Origin of the sequence: Streptomyces sp. NPDC046860 (genome assembly GCF_040645115.1) — a bacterium.
Classification (GTDB): Bacteria; Actinomycetota; Actinomycetes; order Streptomycetales; family Streptomycetaceae; genus Streptomyces.
In genome coordinates this window covers 1-20,588 of sequence record NZ_JBEYXQ010000025.1, presented here as the reverse complement: position 1 = coordinate 20,588, position 20,588 = coordinate 1, and the positions used below count along the sequence as shown (strand labels likewise).

Below are 20,588 nucleotides of genomic sequence, written 5' to 3'. Positions count from 1 at the left end.
CCCCTGACAGCGACGCCCGCCGAAACCTGGTCGGTGCACGACCTTAGCCAGGCCGCGATCAGCCGCAAAGGACCGGCGCCCGAACGCGCGAAGGCCCCCGTACGGCGCCGGAACCTGCGCGCCGTACGGGGGCCCTCACTCACCTCAGGTGCGGTAGGCGAAGAACGCCGCCGTCGGGTAGGACGCGACGAGGCTCGCCACCGACCGGTTGTAGGTGTTGGTGGAGTGGTACGTCACGTAGGGCACGCCCTGGGCGTCGCGCTTGGTGACGATCATCGTGTGGTCCTTGGACCCGTCCTTGTTGAAGTCCATCTGGACGACATCGCCGATGTCGGCCTGGTAGACGTTGGCAAGGCTCGTGACCCGCTTCGAGGACAGCGCGAACCAGGAGAACTCGTTCACACCGACGAAGGAGTCCGACTGGATGTCGGCGTTGCCGAACCACTTGTGGAAGTCGTTCGTGTAACCGGGAACGTGCTTCCAGCCACCCGCCTTCAGCGACTGGCTGACGAAGTTGGTGCAGTCACCACCAGCGCCGGCCCCGTTGAAGTCGGGGTACTCCGTGTTGTACTTGCTCCAGTACTTCGTCGCGTACGCGGCCATGGCGTTGTAGTCGTAGCCGGACGCGGTGAAGTTCTTGGGGTTCGCCGGGGCGGGCCGCGTGGTGGCCGCGCGAGGCGCCTCCGGCGGGCCGTCGTCGGCCTTGACGGAGACCTTGGCGACCTCGGGCTTCGCGACCTGGTTCACCGCGAGGTAGCCCTCATCGGTGTCCTTGATGCCCGTGAGCTGCCAGTTCCCGCCGCGGTCCGCCTTGAAGGTCAGCTCGTGGTGGGCCTGGAACCCCGTGGTCGCGGGCTCCTTGCCGGTGACCTTCTTGTACGTGAGCGACGTCGTCTCGGTGACGGCCACCGTGGCACGCCGTCCCTTGACCTCCGTGGCGTCCAGCTTGACGCTGGTGCTGCCCGCGCTGTACTGCTCGCCCAGCTCGGCCAGACGGCTCTTGCGGCCGCGCAGCTGGCTGAGCGCGGAGTCCTCCTGGCGCGACTGCGTGCCGGACAGGCGCACATCGCCGGAGAAACCGGAGGTCCGCTGCTTGCGGCCCTCCGTGGAACCGCCGACCAGGGCCTGGGTGCGGTCGGTGAAGACCGCGTCCGCCAGCTTCTGGAAGGTCGCCTTGGTCGCCGTGTCGACGGTCGGGTCGTCGGTGACCGCCGCGCCCGCGCTCCAGTTCGGCAGCAGGGCGACGCCCGCCACCACGGAGGCGGCCGCCGCCGAGATTATGGTGGCGCGGCTCCGCTTACGGCTCAGTTTTCTTGACTTCAATGATGTTCCCCTCTACGCCGGTACAGAGACCGGGACTCCGGTGACAGAGACCGGGCGAACGCATCTTCGCATGCCGCGCGGGGCAGGTGTGAAGACGGGATGCACAAGTGGAACCAGACTGTTTCACACGTCACTTGACGACCGACGACCAGTCAGGCGACTGGGCCGGGTCCAGGCTGCGCAGCCGGGCGAGCGTCTGCGGGGTCTGCACGTCCATCCAGTCCGCCAGTTCCTTGAAGGACACGCACTTCACGCCCTTCTTGACGCACACGTTCTTGACCACCTGGTCGATGGCGCGCATGTAGATGCCGCCGTTCCAGTCCTCGAAGTGGTTGCCGACGAACAGCGGCGCCCGGCTGCCGAAATAGACCCGGTTGAATCCGGCCATGTACGAATCCACCGTCTGCTGCTCCCACTTGGGGAACTCGGCCGCGTTGCCCTGGGTCTCGCCTTCGGACTGGTTGTACAGGAAGTTGAAGTCCATCGACAGGCCCTGGTACTTGCCCGACTCGTACGGCAGCATCTGGAGCGGGAAGTCCCAGACGCCGTCCTTCTTCGCCGGCCAGATCTGGAAGTCGCCCGCGGAGCTGGCGTCGTAGCGCCAGCCGTAGTCCTTGATGGCCTTCAGCAGGTTCTTCTGGCCCTCCAGGCAGGGCGCCCGGCCGCCGGTGACCTCCTTCTTGAAGTCGAAGGGCAGCGGGGCGAGGTCCTTGTAGCCGGTGTTGGTCTTCCAGTTCTCCACGAAGGAGAAGAACTGGTCGATCTCGCTCTTCCACTCCGCGACGCTCCAGTCCCCGCCGCCCTTGGCGCCGCAGAAGTGGCCGTTGAAGTGGGTGCCGATCTCGTTGCCGTCCTGGTACACCTTGCGCAGTTCCTCGACCGTCTCCCGGATGTGCTCGTCGGTCGCGTAGTCGATGGCGGCGGCGCCGGGCGAGTGCTGCGGCGGGTGGTAGAGGTCCTTCTTGGCCTTCGGCAGCAGGTAGATGCCGGTCAGGAAGAACGTCATGTGGGCGTTGTACTGCTTGGCCAGCTCGCGGTAGTGCGAGAAGAGATGGTCGCTGCCCTCCAGTCCGCCGTCCCAGGAGAAGACGACGAACTGGGGCGGCTTCTCACCCGGCTTGAGCCGTACGGGCTTCAGCGTGCCCTTCTGGGGGCCGGTGTAGGACGTGGAGCCGTCCCCGAGCACCTTGGTCTTGCCGTCCCACTTCGGCTCCTTGGCCGCGCCGGGCTCCTTGGCGGGGGAGACCGCCGACGCGGTGCCGTCGTCGTTGCTCAGCAGCAGGTACCCCGTGACCGAGGAGACCAGCACGAGCAGCAGGGCCAGGGCGATGATGCCGGGGCGGGGCACGCGGCGGCTCTCGGTGGCGCGGGCCTTGCGGCGGCGTCCTGTGCTCGACGACTTCATACGGATCGATCTCCGGTTGCGGGTTGCGGGTGTGGAGCCGGGAGGGGCGGGGCGGGGCGGCGGGGGTCAGCCGACGCCCACGGCCCGCGACCAGATTCCGTACGGCACGCTGTTCGCCGTGGTGCCGGCCAGGCCGTCCAGCGGCAGCGGTTCCAGGCTCTTGCCCAGGTCGATGCGGTAGACGACGATCGCGGTCGACACCGACTTGAGCGTGCCGGTGTACCAGAGCGCGGTGTCCTTCTCGGTGGTCCCGTCCTTTCCGGCGGCCGGGACGGCCGCGGCGGTGGGGTGTGAGGTGCGGAAGTTGTCCCCGAGTGCCTCGCTGACCTGCCGGGCGACCTGCGGGCTCACCGCCCGGCGCCGGTCGGGCGCGTCCAGCCGGACCCCGGAGCCGTTACGGGTGATGCGGCGCACCGAGTACGGCTCGGTGTGCCGCCCTTCCGCGGCGAAGGTGGCGTAGCCGCTGGCCATGCGGATCGTGCTGGGCGTGGAGGTGCCGAGCGACAGCGCGGGCGTCGCCGGGCCGAAGCTGGAGGGGAGCAGCCCGGCCGCCTGCGCGGTGGACTTCACCTTCTCCAGCCCGGTGTCCATGCCGAGCTGCATGAACGGCGTGTTCACCGAGCGGGCCATCGCCTGGTGCAGGGAGATGGGCCCGTAGGAGCGTTTGCCCTCGTTGTGCGCGGAGACCTTGCGGCCGCTGCGGTCCCAGTAGGGGCCCTCGGGGGTGGTGACGGGCACCGCGTCGTTGCCGTCGTAGACCGACTCCGGGGAGACCGGGGTCGCCGGGCCCTCGCGGGTCTTGTGCACGCCGTGCTCCAGGCCCGCCGCGTAGACGAACGGCGTGAAGGCCGAACCGGCTGGCACGGTGGTCGCGTTGGACTCGTTGTAGCCCTGCTTGCGGTGGTCGGGGCCGCCGTAGACCGCGACGATCCGGCCGTCGGTGGCGACCGACGCCGCCCCGTAGTGGGCGTCGCCCGCCGCCTCGGGGTCCTTCTTCCGCGCGTCCTCGCGGGCCTTGGTGACCGCGTCGGTCAGCTCGCTCTCCCGCTTGCGGTCGAAGGTCGTGTAGATCTGGTAGCCGCCGAGGTCGAACTCCTTGGCCGACAGGTGGGCGTTCTTCTTCGCGTACTGGGACGCCAGCTCCACCAGGTAGTCGCTCTGCTTGCCCGTGTCGTAGATCTGGAGGGTCTTCAGCGGCTCGGGGAACTTGGTGTACTTGGCGCGTTCGGCCGGAGAGAGCTTGCCGATCTTCACCATGCGGTCGAGGATCCAGGACCAGCGCTCCTGCGCACGGGCGTGGTTGGCCGCGCTGAGCGTCGGGTCGTACAGGCCGGCGCCCTTGAGCAGCGAGGCGAGCATGGCGGCCTCGCTGGGGTTCAGCTTGCTGACGTCCTTGCCGTAGTACGCCTGCGAGGCGCGCTGGATGCCGTAGGTGCCGCGGCCGAACCAGCTCGTGTTGAGGTAGCCCTCGAGGATCTTGTCCTTGCTCATCCGGTTGTCGAGCTTGAGGGCGATCATCGCCTCGGTGAGCTTGCGGCCGAGGTTCTGGTCCTGGTTCAGGTAGACGTTCTTGACGTACTGCTGGGTGATCGTCGACCCGCCCTCGGTGGCCCCCTCGCCGACCGTGCGCCACAGGGCGCGGGTGATGCCCTTGCCGGAGATGCCGGGGTCGGTGTAGAAGCTCTCGTTCTCCGCCGCGAGCACTGCCCAGCGGACCCCCTCCGGGATGTCCTTCAGCGGCATCGCCTGGCGGCGCACCCAGCCGGTACGGGCCATGGGGGTGCCGTCGGACCAGAAGTAGACGTTGTCCTGCTGGGTGGCGTACGAGTTGAGGTTGGTCGGCACGTCGGTCGCCGCGTAGGCCACGGTAAGGAACAGGCCGGTGACGCCGACCGCGGCCAGCCAGCCCGCGAGCCACTGGCGCCAGGAGGGTATCCAGCGCCGCCAGTCCTCCCGGCCCGGCCGCGGGTACTCGGGCCGCAGCCTGCGGACGTAGGGGGCGGCGATCCGGGCGTAGGGGGCGAGCTTCGCGGTGACCGGCGCGAGGAGGCGGCCCAGCACGGCGAGCACGGTGAACAGCGGGGCCAGGAACCCCGGACGGCGTGCCTCGGCCTGCTTCTCGTCGCTCGTCGGCCCGGGTTCCGGCTCGGGTGTGGGGCGGGTGCCGTCCAGCGCGACGATCTTGAGCTGCATCGTCTCGTCCGGGCGGACCGTGCCGACCCGGAGCTGCATGGTCGCCTCCGGCTCGAACGCGGGTCCCTCAGGGGCGCTCCCGGTCTCGTTGCCGGCCTCCCCCTCGGGGTCCTGCGTACGGCGTCCCCACGCCCGTTTCGGCGCCGCGCGCCGGCCTCGCCCGCGCCGGCCGCCGTCCCTTGCGTCCGCCCCGCGCCCTGCCTCGGTCACGACAGGTCTCCCTCCCCACTCGGCCTTGCTCGCGTGGGCAGACGGACCGGCCGGAATCGGTGACCATCACGGCGGTACCCGTGGCCAATTTCTTTCCCCCTGGCCCCGTGTCTGCCCGCGAGCTTCACAAATTATCAGCTAATACTTTCGAACCCTGGAGACCAGGGTCGGTCATGGGTCACACTCTCCCTCCGGAGCGATCGGCACCGGTCGGCGATCGTGCGCCGACGGCCCGCCCCGGCAGCCCCCGCACCCGGCCCGCCGAGCGGTCCCCGGGCACCCCACCCTGGTCAACTCCCGTACGCCACATGCAGAATGACGACACCACTCGATGATCGTCTGTGTTCGCACCGGCCTGAATCATGACGGAGTCCGCCCATGACCACCGCCACGCCCGGCCCCCGGCAGATCGACACCAGTACGGCCCACCCGGCGCGGGTGTACGACTGGCTGCTCGGCGGCAAGGACAACTACCCCGTCGACGAGGCCGTGGGGGAGCGGCTGCCTCCCGAGGCGCGCGACGGCGCCCGGCAGAACCGCGCCTTCATGAACCGCGCGGTCGCCTGGCTCGCCACCCAGGGTGTCGACCAGTTCCTCGACATCGGCACCGGCATACCCACCGAGCCGAACCTGCACCAGATCGTCCAGCGGATCGTGCCGACGGCCCGGATCGTCTACACCGACAACGACCCGATCGTGTTGCGGCACGCGGAGGCGCTGCTCGTCGGCCGTCCCGAGGGCGCCACCCAGTACGTGGAGGCCGATGTCCGCGACCCGGCCGCGATCATCAAGCACGCCCGGCAGACGCTCGACTTCGACCGGCCCGTCGCCCTGTCCCTGATCGCCCTGATGCACTTCATCAACGACGACCAGGACCCCTACGGCCTGGTGTCGAACCTCCTCGCCACCCTCCCCCCGGGCAGCTACCTGGTCCTCTCGCACGCCTCCTCCGACATCTTCCCGGAGCTGTCCGCGCAGGTCACGGCCGAGTACGCCAAGGGCGGCATCCGGCTCGGCTTCCGCGACCGCGCGGGCGTCCAGCGCTTCTTCGAGGGACTGGAACTGGTCGAGCCGGGCCTGGTCACGGCCACGGAGTGGTTCAAGGACGGCGACGCCCCGGCGCCCGAGGAGAGCGGGATCTACGCGGGCGTCGCGCGCCTGCCCTGAGCAATGCCGGACAGGTAAGCGCAATGCCAGTTAGGTAAGCCAAACCTAACGTCCGATAATGTGTGCCGGGCCATCAGCCGGGCCCGCGGTACGGGTCCATGCGACACGACCGCGGGCCGGGCCGCTCCCGGCGCGCGCGGACCGAGGGAGTCGGCTTGTCCCAGTTCATCGACGCGGCCGCGCCGCGACCGGACGGCGCGGACACCGCCGGATTCGTGGAACTGGGCTCGCCCGAGGAGTTGCGCGAACTGCTGGGCGAGCCGTTCCCCCTCGTCATCGACAAGGTGCACCGTCACCTGGACGACACCGACCGGGACATCCTCGCCCGCGCGCCCTTCTGCCTGCTGGCCACCTCCGACCGCCGGGGCAACTGCGACGTCTCGCCGCGCGGCGACGGGCCGGGCTTCACCCACGTCCTCGGCCCGTCCACGCTGGCCATCCCCGACCGCCCCGGCAACCGGCGGGCCGACAGCTTCCACAACATCCTGGACAACCCGCACGCCGGTCTGCTCTATCTCGTCCCCGGCAGCGGTGACGTGCTCCGCGTCAACGGCCGGGCCCGCATCCTCACCGACGCGCCTTTCTTCGAGACGATGGCCCAGGGCGGCCGGCGCCCCCTACTGGCACTCGTCGTCGACATCGACGAGATCTACCTCCACTGCCCGGCCGCACTGCGCCGCTCCGGCCTGTGGAACCCCGCTTCCCGGCCCGAGGGGTGACCCCGTCGCAGTCCCCACCGCGTCGTCGCGGCTCGCTCTGTATCCGCCGGAATCGGTGTCCGCCGTGAAAGAGATTCCTATTCTGAGACCATGACCCGCTCCGCCGGCACCATCCGTCTGCTGTCTCGACGGCGCATGCGTCAGCTCGTCCGCGCGGTCCGCCCAGCCCATGAGTCGAACCGTGCCGGCGTGGTGGAGACCGGCCCGCCCGTCGTGGCTCATGGCCCGGAGCGCGTGCTGGAACCGTCTGTCGGTACCCCGCCGTGGTCCAGTGTTCTCACTCGGCGCGCCGCTTTGCGCCTGAGCCTTGGAACTGCTACCGCAGTCGGTGTCGGCGTCAGCGCCGTCGGATGTGACGGCGCTGGTCGAGGCGACAAGAACGCCGTCTCACCGCGTCCCTGGCGCCATGCCGTCGGCAGCGTCGATATTTCATCACCGACGGTCGTCGGCGGTGTGGTGTACCTCCTCAGCAATGAACACGACACAGAGGTCCTGCACGCCCTGGATGCCGTCACCGGGACCAAGAGGTGGGCCTACACCACCGAGACCAGTGCCTTCGTCCTCTCCTCGTCTCCAACGGTGGCTGACGGGGCGGTGTACTTCGGCAGCAGCGCGGGGGCTCTCTACGCCCTGAATGCGGCTACGGGTGCCAAGAACTGGATCTTTGACACCAGTGACTGGTCACATCCTTCGGCGGGAGGCTGGCCGTTCTACTCCCCGGCCGTGGCCGACGGGACGGTGTACTTCAGTGCGGAGAACGGGGTGCTGCGTGCGATGAACACAGTCACCGGGACCGAGAAGTGGTCCACTCGCATGAGGGGAACGACGTTCGACTATCGGCCAGATGTAGTCGGTGGAGTGGTCTACATCAATTGGGACGAGGTCTTCCACGCCTTCGACGCGGTGACAGGGACCGAGAAGTGGTCGGTCACCATCAGCATGACCAAGAAGCACGACTTCATCTCGACTTCGCCGGTCGTGGTCGACGGGACAGTTTACCTGGGTACGGCCGGCGGGATCCTGCATGCCTTGGACGCTGCTGCCGGAACGAAGAAGTGGTCCTTCACCACCGGAGATTTCGTCGCCTCCTCGCCGGCGGTCGTCGACGGGGTGGTGTACTTCGGCAGCCGCGACAAGAACGTGTACGCCCTGGACGCTGCTACCGGAACGAAGAAGTGGTCCTTCACTGCCGGGGACTCCGTCCACTCGTCGCCGGCGGTGGCCCGTGGGCTGGTCTATTTCGGCAGCGACGACGGGAAGGTGTACGCGCTGGAAACAGCCGGCGGAAGAGAGCGGTGGGCTTTCTCTGCCGGCGGCAGGGTCGAGTCAGCCCTCGACGTGGCCCACGGGTTGCTTTACTTCGGCTGCGCCGACGGTCATGTGTATGCCGTGAACGCGGCCACTGGGGCAGGCCCCACACCACCTTCCACGTCAGGCGGTTCGCCAGGTGAGAGGGGCCTACGAAATCGATCACAGCGCAGAACCGGGGGAATCCATGGCTACGACTCCACCAGCCCCGCCGCCTTCTGGCTCCGGCACGCCGGATCCCGATGAAGGCACCTCGGGGCCGGCCTCGACCCCGTCGGCCGGCGGCCGGGTCCACGACGGTGCCCCGGAGCCCGGCCCGGAGAATGCCACCCCGGAGTCCGGATCGACCGCGTGGCAGGTCTGGGCTGACGAACGCCTGCCTGGAATGCGCAGGCTTACGCCGAAGCATCGATTGCTGTACGTGGTGGTTGCGGCGGTCGTGGTCCTGGGGGGTCTCGTGTTCGCCTACTACGCGAGCTACGCGCTGGACTGGACCACGTCCACTGACCGAGCCCGCTCGGACAAGAACGCGGAGAACGCCGTCGACCGCGAACAGCCCGCGTTCGTCTCCACCATCACCCCTCGCGACTACGAACAGGACGTTCCTGAGGCCCTGTATGTGCTGCTGGACCGGCCGCTGACGGCGAGTGAACAGGCGGCCCTGACCGGCATAAGTGGCGATGCGTCACAGGTGTGGGCGTTCCTGAAGCCCCTGGGCGGCCGTATCGTCGAGAGCGCGTCGTACGTGGCGCCCTTCGAGGACGGGAATGAGAACCGTGGCGAGGCCCAGACATTCAATCTGAATCTGAACAGTGACCGCAGCTCCGGACTCACGATCAACGGAATGACCGCTGTGAAGGACGCGTGCAGCGCACCCACGGCGCAGACCGTGGTCAACATCCCACCCGCGGGCTCCCAGCCCCGGCAGGGCCTTTTGTGGGACCTGACAGGCGGGAAGGCGGACAAGCCGAAGGGACCGTACGTCCTCGACGAGGGCGACTCCCAGGGCAAGTTGTTCTTCCATCACAACGTGGTGGACCTGGGCAGTGGCCAGTCAGGCATGGCTTTCGGTATCCAGCCCGAAGTATCCACTCACACCTGCGCATGGCACATCAACGTGGCATATATCGATACATCCGGCTATCACACCCAACGCATCCCGAAGGGGAACGGCACGATCACCACCGAGGCCGTGCCGCGTAAGCCCCGTCAGTACTTTCGCTACATCACCGCTACGGGGTGGGGCTGCGTCGGTGAAGTGAGCCGGAAGGGTTGCCCGGCCACCAAGCACATGCCCCGCGGGTGAGGGCTTGCCGCAGGGCGACGGAAGGGATCTTCGAAGGGTCGCAAGAGGCCACCCCGGTCAGGGGGGTGATCGGCAAGGTAAGGATAGGCTAACCTCACCTCGTGAGTTCCGGTGAAGAGACACCCGAGGGCCGCCGTGCGCGCGGTCATCAACTGGCCGCCCGTGACGTGACCGTGGCCTACGACGGGACGGACGTGGTGCACCAGGCGGCCATCACGCTCCGGCCCGGCGAGGTCACGGCGCTCGTGGGCCCCAACGGCAGCGGCAAGTCCACCCTGCTGCGCACCCTCGCCCGCCTCCAGCGCCCCCGTACCGCCACGCTCACGCTGGCGCGGCCGGCGGAGCCGGGGGGCGAGGAGACGGTCACGGTCGACGGACTGGCCCTGACGGCACGCGAGTTCGCACGCCGTGTCGCCCTGCTGACCCAGGGCCGCCCCACCCCGGGCGGCCTGACCGTGCGGGACGTCGTCGAGTTCGGCCGCTACCCGTACCGCAGTCGTTGGACCCGTGCCGACGCGGACGGCGCGGACGCCGTACGGCGTGCCCTCGCCCTCACCGATCTGACGGACCTCGCCGGACGGGGCGCCGAGCACCTCTCCGGCGGCCAGCTCCAGCGGGTCTGGCTGGCGAGCTGCCTCGCCCAGGACACCGGGGTCCTCCTCCTCGACGAACCCACCACCTACCTCGACCTGCGTTACCAGGTCGAACTCCTCGACCTGGTGCGGGACCTGGCGGACGGCCACGGCATCGCCGTCGGCGTCGTCCTGCACGACCTGGACCAGGCCGCCGCCGTCGCCGACCGGATCACCCTGCTGCGCGCGGGCCGGATCGTCGCCGACGGCGCCCCCGAGGACGTCCTCACCTCCGACCGTCTGACCGACACCTACGGCATCCGCGTCGACGTCGACACCGACCCCCTGACGGGCCGGCTGCGCACCCGCGCCGTCGGCCGCCACCACGCACGTACCGGAAGGCTCAGCACCACCTCATGAGACGCCACCTGACCGCCCTCGCCGCCCTGTCCGCCGGCGCGCTCGCCCTCACGGCCTGCGGCACCACCGAACCCGCCGCCACCGGCAAGGACAAGGGCACCGCCCGGAGCATCACCCTGACCGACGACACCGGCGCCCAGATCAAGCTCGACGGTCCCGCCAAAAGGGTCGTCGGCACCGAGTGGAACGTCGTGGAGAGCCTCGTCACGCTCGGCGTGGACCCGGTCGGCGTCGCGGACGTCAAGGGTTACAAGACCTGGGACACCGCCGCCCCGCTGCGCGGCACCCCCAAGGACATCGGCACCCGGGGCGAGCCCAGCACGGACACCATCGCCTCGCTGCGCCCGGACCTGATCGTGGCCACCACCGACCTGCCCGCGGGCGCCGTCAAGCAGCTGCGCAAAATAGCCCCGGTGCTGGAGGTCAAGTCCGCGGACGCCGCCGACCAGATCGGCCGGATGAAGAAGAACCTCGACCTCATCGCCAGGGCCACCGGCACCACCGACCGTGCCGCCGAGGCGAACAAGGCGTTCGACGCCAAGATCGCCGAGGGCGCGAAGAAGCTCGCCGGCGCCGGCCTCGCCGGTGCCGGGATCGCCTTCGCCGACGCCTACGTCGCCGCCAACCAGGTCTCCCTGCGCGCCTACACCGACGGCTCCCAGCTCGGCTCCGTCAACAAGGCCCTCGGCCTGGAGAACGCCTGGAAGCTCAAGGGCGACCCCGCCTACGGCCTGGCCGCCACCGACGTCGAGGGCCTCTCCTCGCTCGGCGCCGGCACGCGGTTCGCGTACATCGGCAGCGACAGCGAGGGCGACCCGTTCAAGAAGGAACTCGCGGCGAACGCCGCCTGGAAGGCGCTGCCCTTCGTCAAGAAGGACGCCGTGCACCGGCTCCCCGACGGCATCTGGATGTTCGGCGGCCCCAAGTCCATGCAGGCGTACGTCGACGCCCTCACCGGCGCCCTCACGAAGTAGCCCAATGACCGTCACCGCGCCCCTGCCCGCCACCGGCCGCGCGGCCGTCACCACCCGGACGGGAGCGGTCGCGGTGGCGGCCCTCCTCGCCCTGCTGGTCGCCGCCCTCGCGGTCGCCGACCTCGTCCAGGGCACCGCCGCCGTCGGCGCGCCCGAGGTCCTCAAGGCCCTCACCGGCCGCGCCGAACCCGGCGACGCCTCCGTGGTCATCGCCTCCCGGCTGCCCCGCGCGGCGGCCGGACTCCTCGTCGGCGCCGCCCTCGGCATCGCGGGCGCCGCCCTCCAGGCCGTCAGCCGCAACGTGCTCGCCGCACCCGACACCCTGGCCGTGAACGCGGGGTCCTACCTCGCCCTCGGCCTGCTCACCGTCACCGGCGTCACTTTGCCCATGATCGCCTCCTCCGGCGTGGCCTTCGCCGGGGCGCTCGCCTCCGCGGCCGTCGTCCTGGCCCTGTCCGGCCTCGCCGCGGGCACCGTACGGCTCGTCCTCGCCGGCAGCGCCCTCACCCTCGGCCTGTCCTCCGTCACCGACGCCCTGCTCCTGCTCTACCCCGAGCGGACCAGCGGCCTCTATCGGTGGAACCAGGGCGGCATCGCCCAGAACGGCTTCGACGGCGTCCTCCAGATGACCCCGGTCGTCCTCGCGGGCGCCGCCGGACTGCTCCTGACGGCCCGCCGGACGGACGCCCTCGCCCTCGGCGACGAGGCCGCGCGCGGAATCGGCGTGCCGGTGAGGGGAACCCGGATCACCGTCGTGGTGTGCGCCGCGCTGCTCTCCGCCGCCGCGGTCACCCTGGCCGGACCCGTGGGCTACGTCGGCCTGTGCGCCCCCGCGCTGGTACGCCCCCTCGCCCGGCGCGTACGCCCCTTCGTCAGGGCACGGACGGCCCTGCCCGTGGCCGGACTCACCGGCGCGGGCCTGGTCCTCGGCGCGGACGTGGCTCTGCGCCTGCTGGTGCCCGCCCAGACCGCCGTCGCCGTGCCCACCGGCGTCGTCACCAGCCTGCTGGGCGCGCTGTTCCTGGTCGGCATGGCCGCACGGGTGCGCGACACCGGCACCGTCGGCGGCGCCGACGGGGGACGCCTGGTCGGCCGGACCGCGTTCCTGGTCACGGTGGCGGTGCTCGCCGTCGTCCTGGCCGGTGTCACGCTCGCCGGGGTCCTGCTCGGCGACACCGTGCTGCTGCTGGGCGACGTCGCCAACTGGGCGGGCGGCCTCGCCGGACAGTCCGTCACTTTCGTCCTGGACACCCGCGTCCCCAGAGTCCTCGCGGCGCTCCTCGCGGGCGCGGCACTCGCCCTCTCCGGCACCCTGGTCCAGGCCGTCACCCGCAACCCCCTCGCCGAACCCGGCGTCCTCGGGGTCTCGGGCGGGGGCGCGCTCGGCGCGGTCCTGTTCGTCACGACGGCACCGCTCGCCGGGTCCTGGGGCATCGCCGGTGCCTCGTTCGCGGGCGCGGGCCTGGCGGCCCTGGTCGTCTTCGGGCTCGCCGCCCGGGGCGGGTTCGGGCAGAACCGGCTGGTGCTGGTGGGCATCGGCGCACAGGCCGCGACGACGGCGCTGATCGGGCTGCTCATCGTGCTCACCGACCCGTTCAACGCGACCAAGGCGCTCACCTGGCTGTCCGGCTCGACCTACGGGCGGACCCTCACGGACACCCTGCCCGTGGCGGTCGCGCTCGCCCTGGGCCTGGCCGTCGCCGTCGCCCGGCGCACCGAACTCGACCTGGTCTCCCTCGACGAGGACACCCCGAGGCTGCTCGGACTGCGCACGGCACCCGCCCGGCTGGGGCTGCTGGTGGTCAGCGTCCTGCTGAGCGCGACGGCCGTCGCCGCCGCGGGCGGCATCGGCTTCGTCGGCCTGGTGGCGCCGCACGCGGCACGCGCCCTCGTCGGCCGCCGCCACGCGCGGGTCGTCCCGGTGGCCGTCATGCTGGGCGCCGTCCTGGTCTGCGTCGCCGACCTGACCGGCCGCACGGTGATCGCCCCCGCACAGCTCGGCGCCGGCCTGATGACCGCGGTCATCGGCACGCCGTACTTCCTGTACCTGCTGGTCCGCACCCGCCGTTGACGGCCCATCAGGGGCGCGAAGGGGCGCACGGGGCGCGCGCCCATGAGCCCTGGACGCGCCCCTGACCGGGCGGCCAGAATGCCCCTGGCCGCGGAAGCGGCCGCTCGCCGGACCCCCGAGGAAGGCAGGTTGGCCACCGTGCTGCTGCGTCTGCCCACGTCCGTCTCCGAAGCGCGGGACCATCTGGCCGAGGGAGCCGTCGCCGTGGGCGGCGCCACCCTGGTCTGGGCCACCTGGCAGCGCGACGGCTTCCCGGCGCAGGCCATGTCGCTGCGCGACCTGCCCGAGGCCAATGTCCTCGGCCGCGAGGAACTGGGCGGCGCCGTCGTCCTGAACCGCGTCGACGACCGGGTCCCCGAGGTGCTGCGCCGCGCGGCGGGCGCGGTCGGCACCGGCGCCGTACGCCGTGCGGCCACCGTCGGCGGCAACATAGCGGGCAGCACCCTGCGCTGCCTGCTCCCGGCGGCCCTCGTGCTGGACGCGCGCGCCACCGTCCTGACCTCCACCGGCGTCCACGACACCGACCTGGCCGAGGTCGTCGCCAAGAGCCCTGTCCTGCTCAGCCTGCGCTGGCGCACCCCCGTGGCCAGCGCCTACCGCAAGCACGAGGGCGACCCGGGCGGACCCCCGCCCCTCGTCGTCGCCTCCGCCCTTCACCCCCTGGGCGAGGACCGCTACCGGCTCAACATCGCCGTACGCGACGGCTACGAGGTCGTCGGCGAGACCACCGAGTGCGGCCCCGACCCCGAGGAAGCGCTGTCGGCGCTCGCCCCGACTCTGCTGCACGACGTCCCGGCCGCCCGCGCGGCGGTCCACGACCAGGTCAGGGGACTGCTGACGCGCTGAACGGGACACGGCGAAGGGGGCCGCGGCACACGCCGCGGCCCCCTTCGCCGTGTCCCGTTCAGACCGCGCTGTCGCGCAGCTCGGCCAGCGAACCCTTCGTCAACTGCCGGGGCACCGACTCCGCGTCCACCAGCAGCACGTCGCACGGCGCACCGTGGGTGAGGGCGGAGGTGATGCTGCCGTCCGCGAACTGGGTCAGCGGTCCGCGCGGCGAACGGCCCACCGCCACCGCCCGGGCGCCCACCCGCGTCGCGTGCTCGGCCAGCACCCGCCCGGCGGCGGCGTGGTCGCCGACACTGGTCAGCACCTGGCCCGAGGCGGCCACTCCGTGTGTGGCCAGCCGGGTCAGATGGGCGGCGACGGCGGCCCGCGCCTCCTCGGCGCCCTCCGGCACCACGGTCTGCCCCTCCACCACGACGGTCTCCCGGACGTGCACCACCTCCAGCGGGCTGCCGCTCTCCCGCGCGAGCCGCGCCGCCGCGTCCACGATGCCCGGGGCGCCGCCGTGCGCGCCGACCGCCACGATCACCGGGGGCGTGTCCCAGCCGGCGGGCTCACCCACGGCGGCGAGCGACGGAGCGACGGCCTCGGCCTCCTCCGGCTCCTCCTCCGCCTTCCGCAGCAGCCCGTGCCCGCTGGCCAGCACCGGGATGGCGATCAGGAAGGTCGCCGCACCGAGGTAGAACGGCACGCTCAGGTCGGTGGCGTCGGCCAGCTTGCCCGCGACGAACGGCGCGAGTCCGCCGCCGATGAACCGCAGGAAGCCGTACGAGGAGGACGCCACCGGGCGCTCGACGGGCGAGACGAGCATGACGGCCTGCGTGGTCAGGGTGTTGTTGATGCCGATGAAGGCCCCGGACACGATCACCGCCACGATGACCACCGTGGGACTGCCGACCCCGGCCGCGATGACCGCCATCACGACGCCGAGGCCCAGCAGGTTGGCGTACAGCACCGGCGCGGTGCCGAAGCGGGCCTGGAGACGCGGGGCGAAGAACACGCTGAACGCGGCCACCAGCAGACCCCAGCCGGTGAAGACCAGTCCCAGCTCGTGCGCGCTCAGTTTCATCGGGTACGGCGCGTACCCGAGCATGGTGAAGAAGCCCCAGTTGTACAGCAGCGCCATGATGCCCATGGTGAGCAGACCCCGGTGCCTGAGCGCCTTCAGCGGGGCGAGGGGCGAGGTGGGCCGGGCGGGCTTCGGCAATGACGGGACGAAGGCCAGCGTGGCGACCAGGGCGACGGCCATCAGCACGGCCACTCCGAAGAACGGCCCGCGCCAGCTGATCGCCCCCAACTCCCCGCCCAGCAGCGGTCCGACGGCGATACCCAGGCCGAGCGCGGTCTCGTACAGGATGATCGCGCCGCCGAAGCCGCCGCTTGCCGAGGCGACGATCACGGCGAGCGAGGTCGCGATGAACAGGGCGTTGCCCAGCCCCCAGCCCGCGCGGAAGCCGACGATGCCGTTGATCGAGTCGGTGGTCCCGGCCAGGGCCGCGAAGACCACGATGACGGCGAGACCGACGACCAGGGTGCGCTTGGCGCCGAACCGGCTGGAGAACCAGCCGACGAACAGCATGGCGACGGCCGTCACGATCAGATAGCTGCTGAACAGCAGGGACACCTGGCTCGGCGTGGCGTGCAGGCTGTCCGCCAGAGCGGGCAGGATCGGGTCGACCAGCCCGATGCCCATGAACGAGATCACGCAGGCGAACGCCACGGCCCACACGGCCTTCGGCTGCCGGAACGGGCTCGCGGCCCGTGCGCGCGGAACACTCATCTGCCGCTTCTCTCCACTCGAATCGCTCTCCCCGGCGCTGCCGTGGCGGCGTCGGGGAGATACCGACGGACGAATCAGGAACGCTTCTCTATCGCGTGGGCCAGCGCCGGGAGGGCGAGCCGCACGGCTTCCCGCTCCGGCTCGGACAGTTCCTCGACGAGCAGTCCCAGTGCCTTCGCCCGCTCGGCCCGGCGCGCGAGGAACACCTCGCGCCCCTGCGCGGTGGCCTCCACCAGCACGCCCCGCCCGTCCGTGCGGTCGGCGACGCGGCGCACCAGCCCCGCGCGCTCCATGCGCGTGACGAGCTGGGTCATGTTCGGCTGGGTGGCGTTCTCGGCCCGCGCCAGCTCGGTCAGCCGCTGCGGACCCTCCCGGCCCAGCCTGCCGAGCGCCGAGGAGGCGGCGGTGCTCAGGCCGCCCGCCGTGGCGCTGCGCCGTACATGGCGGACGAGCTGCTCCACGGCGATCATCAGGTCTTCGGTGGAGGTCCCGGGGGCGGTGACGACGGGATCGTTGTCCATAACCCGCTTATGCATAAGGCCATTATGCAGATGTGTGTACGGTGAATCAACCTCTCGGTGCGGGGTCGCGGAGGGGTGTTCCCGGGGGAGGTCAGGCGCCGGCCGGGAAGAGGCTGCCGAGGTCGGCGAAGACCGCGCTGTTGAGCGCGAACGCGGTCCGGCACTCCTCCACCACCCGCTCCCGCTCCGCCGCGCCCACCGGCAGCGCGTCGAGCAGGGTGCGGTAGCGGCGCTTGAAGGCGGCCGGGTTGGCTATCTCCTCGAAGACGTAGAAGCGCACCCCGTCGCCCTTGCTCTCAAGGCCCCAGGTCCGCTCGGCGATCCGCCGGATCACCTGGCCGCCCGACAGGTCGCCCAGGTAGCGGGTGTAGTGGTGCGCCACGTATCCGGCCGGCCAGGTCGCGGCGACCTCGGTGATGCGGGCCGCGTACCGCCGGGTCGCGGGCAGCGGGGCCGCCCGCTCGCGCCAGCCGTCGCCGAGCAGGTGCCGCAGGTCGCGCTCCAGCTCGGCCACCCGGCGCAGCTCCGGCCGGACGAAGGGGCCCGCGACCCGGTCGCGCTCCAGGGCGGGGGCGGCGTCCTCCAGTGCGCGGTAGACGAAGAGGAGCTGCTCGGTGTAGCGGGCGAACGCCTCCACGCCGAACCGGCCGCCCAGCAGATCGCGCAGGAACGGCGCCCCCTCCGCCTCGGTGTGCCGGTCCTGGCTCGCGGTACGGATGACCGAGGAGAAGAGGGGTGTCGACAACGCTGCCTCCCAGGCAGTGTGCGCGGCCCGCGCAAGGGGCCGGTCCGAGGCGCGGCGTCACCGGCGGACGCCGACGACGGGCTTAGGTTAGCCTCACCTCAGATCTTTGGGCAGGGCTCCGGCCGGCCCGCCGATCGGGTGAACCGCCCGCCGCCCCGCACGCCCCCGGCCGCAGCGGTGGCGGGGCTCCGGGCCGGTCAGGGGGCGGGCGGCCGGAAATCCGTGCGCATGCTCCGGGCCCGCAGGGGTACGCGGCCGGGAGCGCGCTCGGGCCCCGGCCCCGGCGCGAGCCCGTACGACCGCACTACCTGGGGATGTGCCATGGAGACACCCGCACACGACGACCTTCCGACGCCGACGCCCGCCCAGCAGGCGCTGGACGTGCTGGCCGTCAACACCGACGACCAGGCCGCCCTTGAGACCCTCGCGCACAGCGATGTGCTCGTCCCGATGCCCGACGAGGCGGTGGACGCGGAGGGCGCCGACTCCACGATGGTCGCCCTGCCGGTGCTGGAACAGCCCGGCGGCGAGCAGGTGGTTCCCGTCTTCACCTCGGAACTGGAGATGGCCGGGCTGCTGCCCTCCGTCTCCCGCTACCGGCTGATCCAGCTCGGCGCGCTCGCCTCCCAGTGGCCCGAGGAGGAGCTCTCGCTCACGATCGACGGCAGCTCAGAGCACGGCCTGACGCTCACCTCGCAGGGCGTGCGCACGCTGTTGGCGCGCTGAACCGCGTTCCCTGTGGCGGAGTCGCACATGGGCGGCTCCGCCACAGTGGTGTGCCCGGACCTCAGTCCGTGGAGTCCGTCAGCATGCGCCCCAGCACCGACCGCTGGAGCGGCAGCACCCGCGCGTGCAGCTCGCGGCCCTTGCGGGTGAGGCTCACCCACACTCCGCGCCGGTCCTCCGCGCACACCGAGCGCTCGACGAGGCCCTCCTTCTCCAGCCGTCCGATCAGCCGCGAGAGCGCGGACTGGCTGAGGTGGACCCGGCCCACCAGGTTCTGCACCCGGCAATGGTCGCCCTCGGCCGGCGTCTCCGCGGCCAGGAGGTCCAGCACCTCGAAGTCGCTGGCACCCAGCCCGTGCGGATGCAGGGCGCGGTCTATCTCGCACATCGTGCGCGCGTGCACCGCGAGGATGTCCCGCCAACGTTCTTCGAGCCGGGCGTCCTCACCCGTCTTCACTGCCATACCCGCACCGTAGCACCGATCCGGCCAATCGTTGACTGTGCAACTAGTGCTCGCGCAAGCCGCCTTACCGGCAGTCCCGGCCCTCCGGCCGCGCCGCGCCCCGCCGCGTGCGCGCCCTTCGCCGCCGTCCGGTACCAGACAACACGTGCCGAGAGCCCGGCGCACCTCGGCCTCCTGCGTCACAGTGGGGCCACCGGCACGCGCGAGAAGCCCGGGGGAGGGGAGGCGTACGCATGGTGGGGACCCCCTCGGGCCGCATACGGCAGACCGTCCTGGAGTGGCTCAAGGACCCGGCCGCCCACTTCCCCCCGGCGAGCCTCCACACCGACCCCGCCGGGACCGGCGTCACCGCGTGCGCCCTCGCCGTCAAGCTCGGCGTTCCCCGCCGCACCGTCATCGCCCACCTCGACTTCCTCACCCGGCTCGGCCTGCTGCGCACCCGCCGGAGACTGCTGCGCACCTATTACCGGCGCGACGAGGCCCGTATCGCCGAGGTGGCCCAGCTCTTCGAGAAGAACTGGTGACCCTCACTTCCCGGGCAATACGGGCACCGACGGTAAGAAGTCGTTGTGAGCGGCCCGGCTTCCGCCCCCCGCGCGCCCGCACCGCGCTCGCGCGCGGTCACCGCGTGACCGGGGCGCACGGGCCCCGCGAGAGCCCCGTCCGGCCGGTCCGGGCCCGCGCGCCCCTGTGCCGCCCCGCCCGTCCGGTGCCTCTACGCTGCCGTACGCGCGGGCGACGCTCAGCAGCGGTCCGCGCCGGTGCCGTACGGGCGTAGCTCGACGTGTCCGCACACCGCCGCCGACCCCCTCTCCCCAGAACTGGAATCCATGAGCGCCATCTCTGTCGGTCAGGCCGTCGTCCTCGGAGTAGTGGAGGGGGTGACCGAGTTCCTCCCGGTGTCCTCCACCGGACACCTGAAGATCGCCGAGGGGCTCATGAACATCCCCGTGGACGACAAGTCCGTCGTCGGGTTCTCCGCGGTCATCCAGGTCGGCGCCATCGCGGCCGTGCTCGTGTACTTCTTCAAGGACATCAGGCGGATCGTCTCCGCCTGGTTCCAGGGCCTGGTCAACCCCGAGAAGCGCTACCGGCACGACTACAAGTTCGCCTGGTGGGTGATCGCCGCCACCGTCCCGATCGTCGTCGTCGGTCTCGCCGCCAAGCCGCTGATCGACGGCCCGCTCGCCTCGCTCTGGGTGGTCGCCGGCTCCCTGATCGCCGGCTCCGGCGTCATGTGGGCCGCGGACCAGATGGGCCGCCACAAGCGCGGCGAGGACGACACCTCGTTCAAGGACGCGATGCTGGTCGGCTGCTCCCAGATCCTCGCGCTGCTCTTCCCCGGCTTCTCCCGCTCCGGCGCCACCATGTCCACGGCGCTCATCCTCGACCTCGACCGCGTCGCCGCCACCCGGCTCTCCTTCTTCCTCGGCATCCCGGCCCTCACCGGCGCCGGTGTCTACGAGCTCAAGGACGCCCTCGGCGCCGGTGTGAGCGCCGCCCCGCTGGTGGTGGGCACCGTCGTCTCCTTCGTGGTGGCCTACGCCTCCATCGCCTGGCTGCTGAAGTTCGTCGCCAAGCACTCCTTCAACGCCTTCGTGATCTACCGCGTCGTCGTCGGCGCGCTCCTGATCGGCCTGCTGGCCAGCGGCACGCTCAGCAACTGAGAGACCGCGCCACCGCACGGGGTGCGGATGTCCCGGCACTAGGGCGTGTCCGCAAAGTGGCGCCTGGCTCGCGGCGTCTGGCACGCCCTCCCCCGAGCTCTGCGAGCAGGGGGGACCCCCAGCCGCGTTGTCGGGATCGCCCTCGTACATCCAGTACGAGGGCGACCCTCCG

The 20,588-nt window shown here is 71.3% G+C and carries 18 protein-coding genes; 11 read left to right on the top strand and 7 right to left on the bottom strand.

The features are described 5' to 3' along the window. Positions 1-144 precede the first annotated feature (144 nt). The 3 genes from ABZ898_RS26760 to ABZ898_RS26750 form a co-directional block, all read right to left on the bottom strand. A complete protein-coding gene (locus ABZ898_RS26760; RefSeq protein ID WP_361664174.1) occupies positions 145-1,257 on the bottom strand; it encodes an amidase domain-containing protein in 1,113 nt (370 codons plus the stop codon). Positions 1,258-1,453: 196 nt separating this feature from the next. Continuing rightward, a complete protein-coding gene (locus ABZ898_RS26755; RefSeq protein ID WP_361663971.1) occupies positions 1,454-2,728 on the bottom strand; it encodes a hypothetical protein in 1,275 nt (424 codons plus the stop codon). Between the two features lie 66 nt (positions 2,729-2,794). Further along, positions 2,795-4,960, bottom strand: a complete 2,166-nt coding sequence (locus ABZ898_RS26750; protein WP_361663968.1) for a transglycosylase domain-containing protein — start codon at positions 4,958-4,960, stop codon at positions 2,795-2,797. A 549-nt stretch (positions 4,961-5,509) separates the two neighbouring features. Here ABZ898_RS26750 and ABZ898_RS26745 point away from each other — a divergent pair. From ABZ898_RS26745 to ABZ898_RS26710, 8 genes are all read left to right on the top strand, one after another. Then, entirely contained in the window at positions 5,510-6,298 is a 789-nt protein-coding gene (locus ABZ898_RS26745) for an SAM-dependent methyltransferase (RefSeq protein WP_361663965.1), read from the top strand. A 98-nt stretch (positions 6,299-6,396) separates the two neighbouring features. After that, on the top strand, positions 6,397-7,017 hold the full coding sequence (locus ABZ898_RS26740; protein WP_361663962.1) for an MSMEG_1061 family FMN-dependent PPOX-type flavoprotein: 621 nt from the start codon (positions 6,397-6,399) through the stop codon (positions 7,015-7,017). Positions 7,018-7,206: 189 nt separating this feature from the next. Beyond that, a complete protein-coding gene (locus ABZ898_RS26735) occupies positions 7,207-8,571 on the top strand; it encodes a PQQ-binding-like beta-propeller repeat protein (RefSeq protein ID WP_361663959.1) in 1,365 nt (454 codons plus the stop codon). After that, positions 8,513-9,631: a hypothetical protein gene (locus ABZ898_RS26730; RefSeq protein ID WP_361663956.1), complete on the top strand. Its 1,119-nt coding sequence runs from the start codon at positions 8,513-8,515 to the stop codon at positions 9,629-9,631. The genes ABZ898_RS26735 and ABZ898_RS26730 overlap by 59 nt, the downstream gene beginning before the upstream one ends. A gap of 101 nt (positions 9,632-9,732) precedes the next feature. Then, positions 9,733-10,623, top strand: coding sequence for an ABC transporter ATP-binding protein (locus ABZ898_RS26725; RefSeq protein ID WP_361663953.1), 891 nt, complete (start codon positions 9,733-9,735; stop codon positions 10,621-10,623). Then, positions 10,620-11,597 (top strand): iron-siderophore ABC transporter substrate-binding protein, encoded by a 978-nt coding sequence (locus ABZ898_RS26720; RefSeq protein ID WP_361663950.1) that lies wholly within the window; start codon positions 10,620-10,622, stop codon positions 11,595-11,597. Before ABZ898_RS26725 ends, ABZ898_RS26720 begins: the two co-directional genes overlap by 4 nt. Positions 11,598-11,601: 4 nt before the next feature. Next, positions 11,602-13,668: an iron ABC transporter permease gene (locus ABZ898_RS26715; RefSeq protein WP_361663948.1), complete on the top strand. Its 2,067-nt coding sequence runs from the start codon at positions 11,602-11,604 to the stop codon at positions 13,666-13,668. A gap of 138 nt (positions 13,669-13,806) precedes the next feature. Next, positions 13,807-14,514, top strand: a complete 708-nt coding sequence (locus ABZ898_RS26710; protein ID WP_361664171.1) for an FAD binding domain-containing protein — start codon at positions 13,807-13,809, stop codon at positions 14,512-14,514. Positions 14,515-14,572: 58 nt separating this feature from the next. Here the strand turns inward: ABZ898_RS26710 and ABZ898_RS26705 are convergent, their stop codons facing one another. The 3 genes from ABZ898_RS26705 to ABZ898_RS26695 form a co-directional block, all read right to left on the bottom strand. Then, positions 14,573-16,294 carry an MFS transporter gene (locus ABZ898_RS26705; RefSeq protein WP_361663945.1) on the bottom strand — a complete coding sequence of 574 codons (1,722 nt, stop codon included), beginning with the start codon at positions 16,292-16,294 and terminating at the stop codon, positions 14,573-14,575. Positions 16,295-16,368: 74 nt separating this feature from the next. Then, positions 16,369-16,830, bottom strand: coding sequence for a MarR family transcriptional regulator (locus ABZ898_RS26700; protein WP_361663942.1), 462 nt, complete (start codon positions 16,828-16,830; stop codon positions 16,369-16,371). Positions 16,831-16,906: 76 nt separating this feature from the next. Beyond that, positions 16,907-17,560, bottom strand: coding sequence for a biliverdin-producing heme oxygenase (locus tag ABZ898_RS26695; protein ID WP_361663939.1), 654 nt, complete (start codon positions 17,558-17,560; stop codon positions 16,907-16,909). 321 nt (positions 17,561-17,881) lie between these two features. Between ABZ898_RS26695 and ABZ898_RS26690 the strand changes: the two genes are divergently transcribed. After that, on the top strand, positions 17,882-18,286 hold the full coding sequence (locus tag ABZ898_RS26690) for an SseB family protein (RefSeq protein WP_361663936.1): 405 nt from the start codon (positions 17,882-17,884) through the stop codon (positions 18,284-18,286). A gap of 61 nt (positions 18,287-18,347) precedes the next feature. Here the strand turns inward: ABZ898_RS26690 and ABZ898_RS26685 are convergent, their stop codons facing one another. Then, positions 18,348-18,749, bottom strand: a complete 402-nt coding sequence (locus ABZ898_RS26685) for a MarR family transcriptional regulator (protein WP_361663933.1) — start codon at positions 18,747-18,749, stop codon at positions 18,348-18,350. A gap of 233 nt (positions 18,750-18,982) precedes the next feature. On the opposite strand from ABZ898_RS26685, the gene ABZ898_RS26680 reads away from it, so the two are divergent. After that, the gene (locus ABZ898_RS26680; RefSeq protein ID WP_361663930.1) at positions 18,983-19,273 is read left to right on the top strand and encodes an ArsR family transcriptional regulator; all 291 of its coding nucleotides are present in this window, start codon (positions 18,983-18,985) and stop codon (positions 19,271-19,273) included. Positions 19,274-19,579: 306 nt separating this feature from the next. After that, complete coding sequence (locus tag ABZ898_RS26675; protein ID WP_361663927.1) at positions 19,580-20,416, top strand: undecaprenyl-diphosphate phosphatase; 837 nt, start codon at positions 19,580-19,582, stop codon at positions 20,414-20,416. Positions 20,417-20,588: the final 172 nt, after the last annotated feature.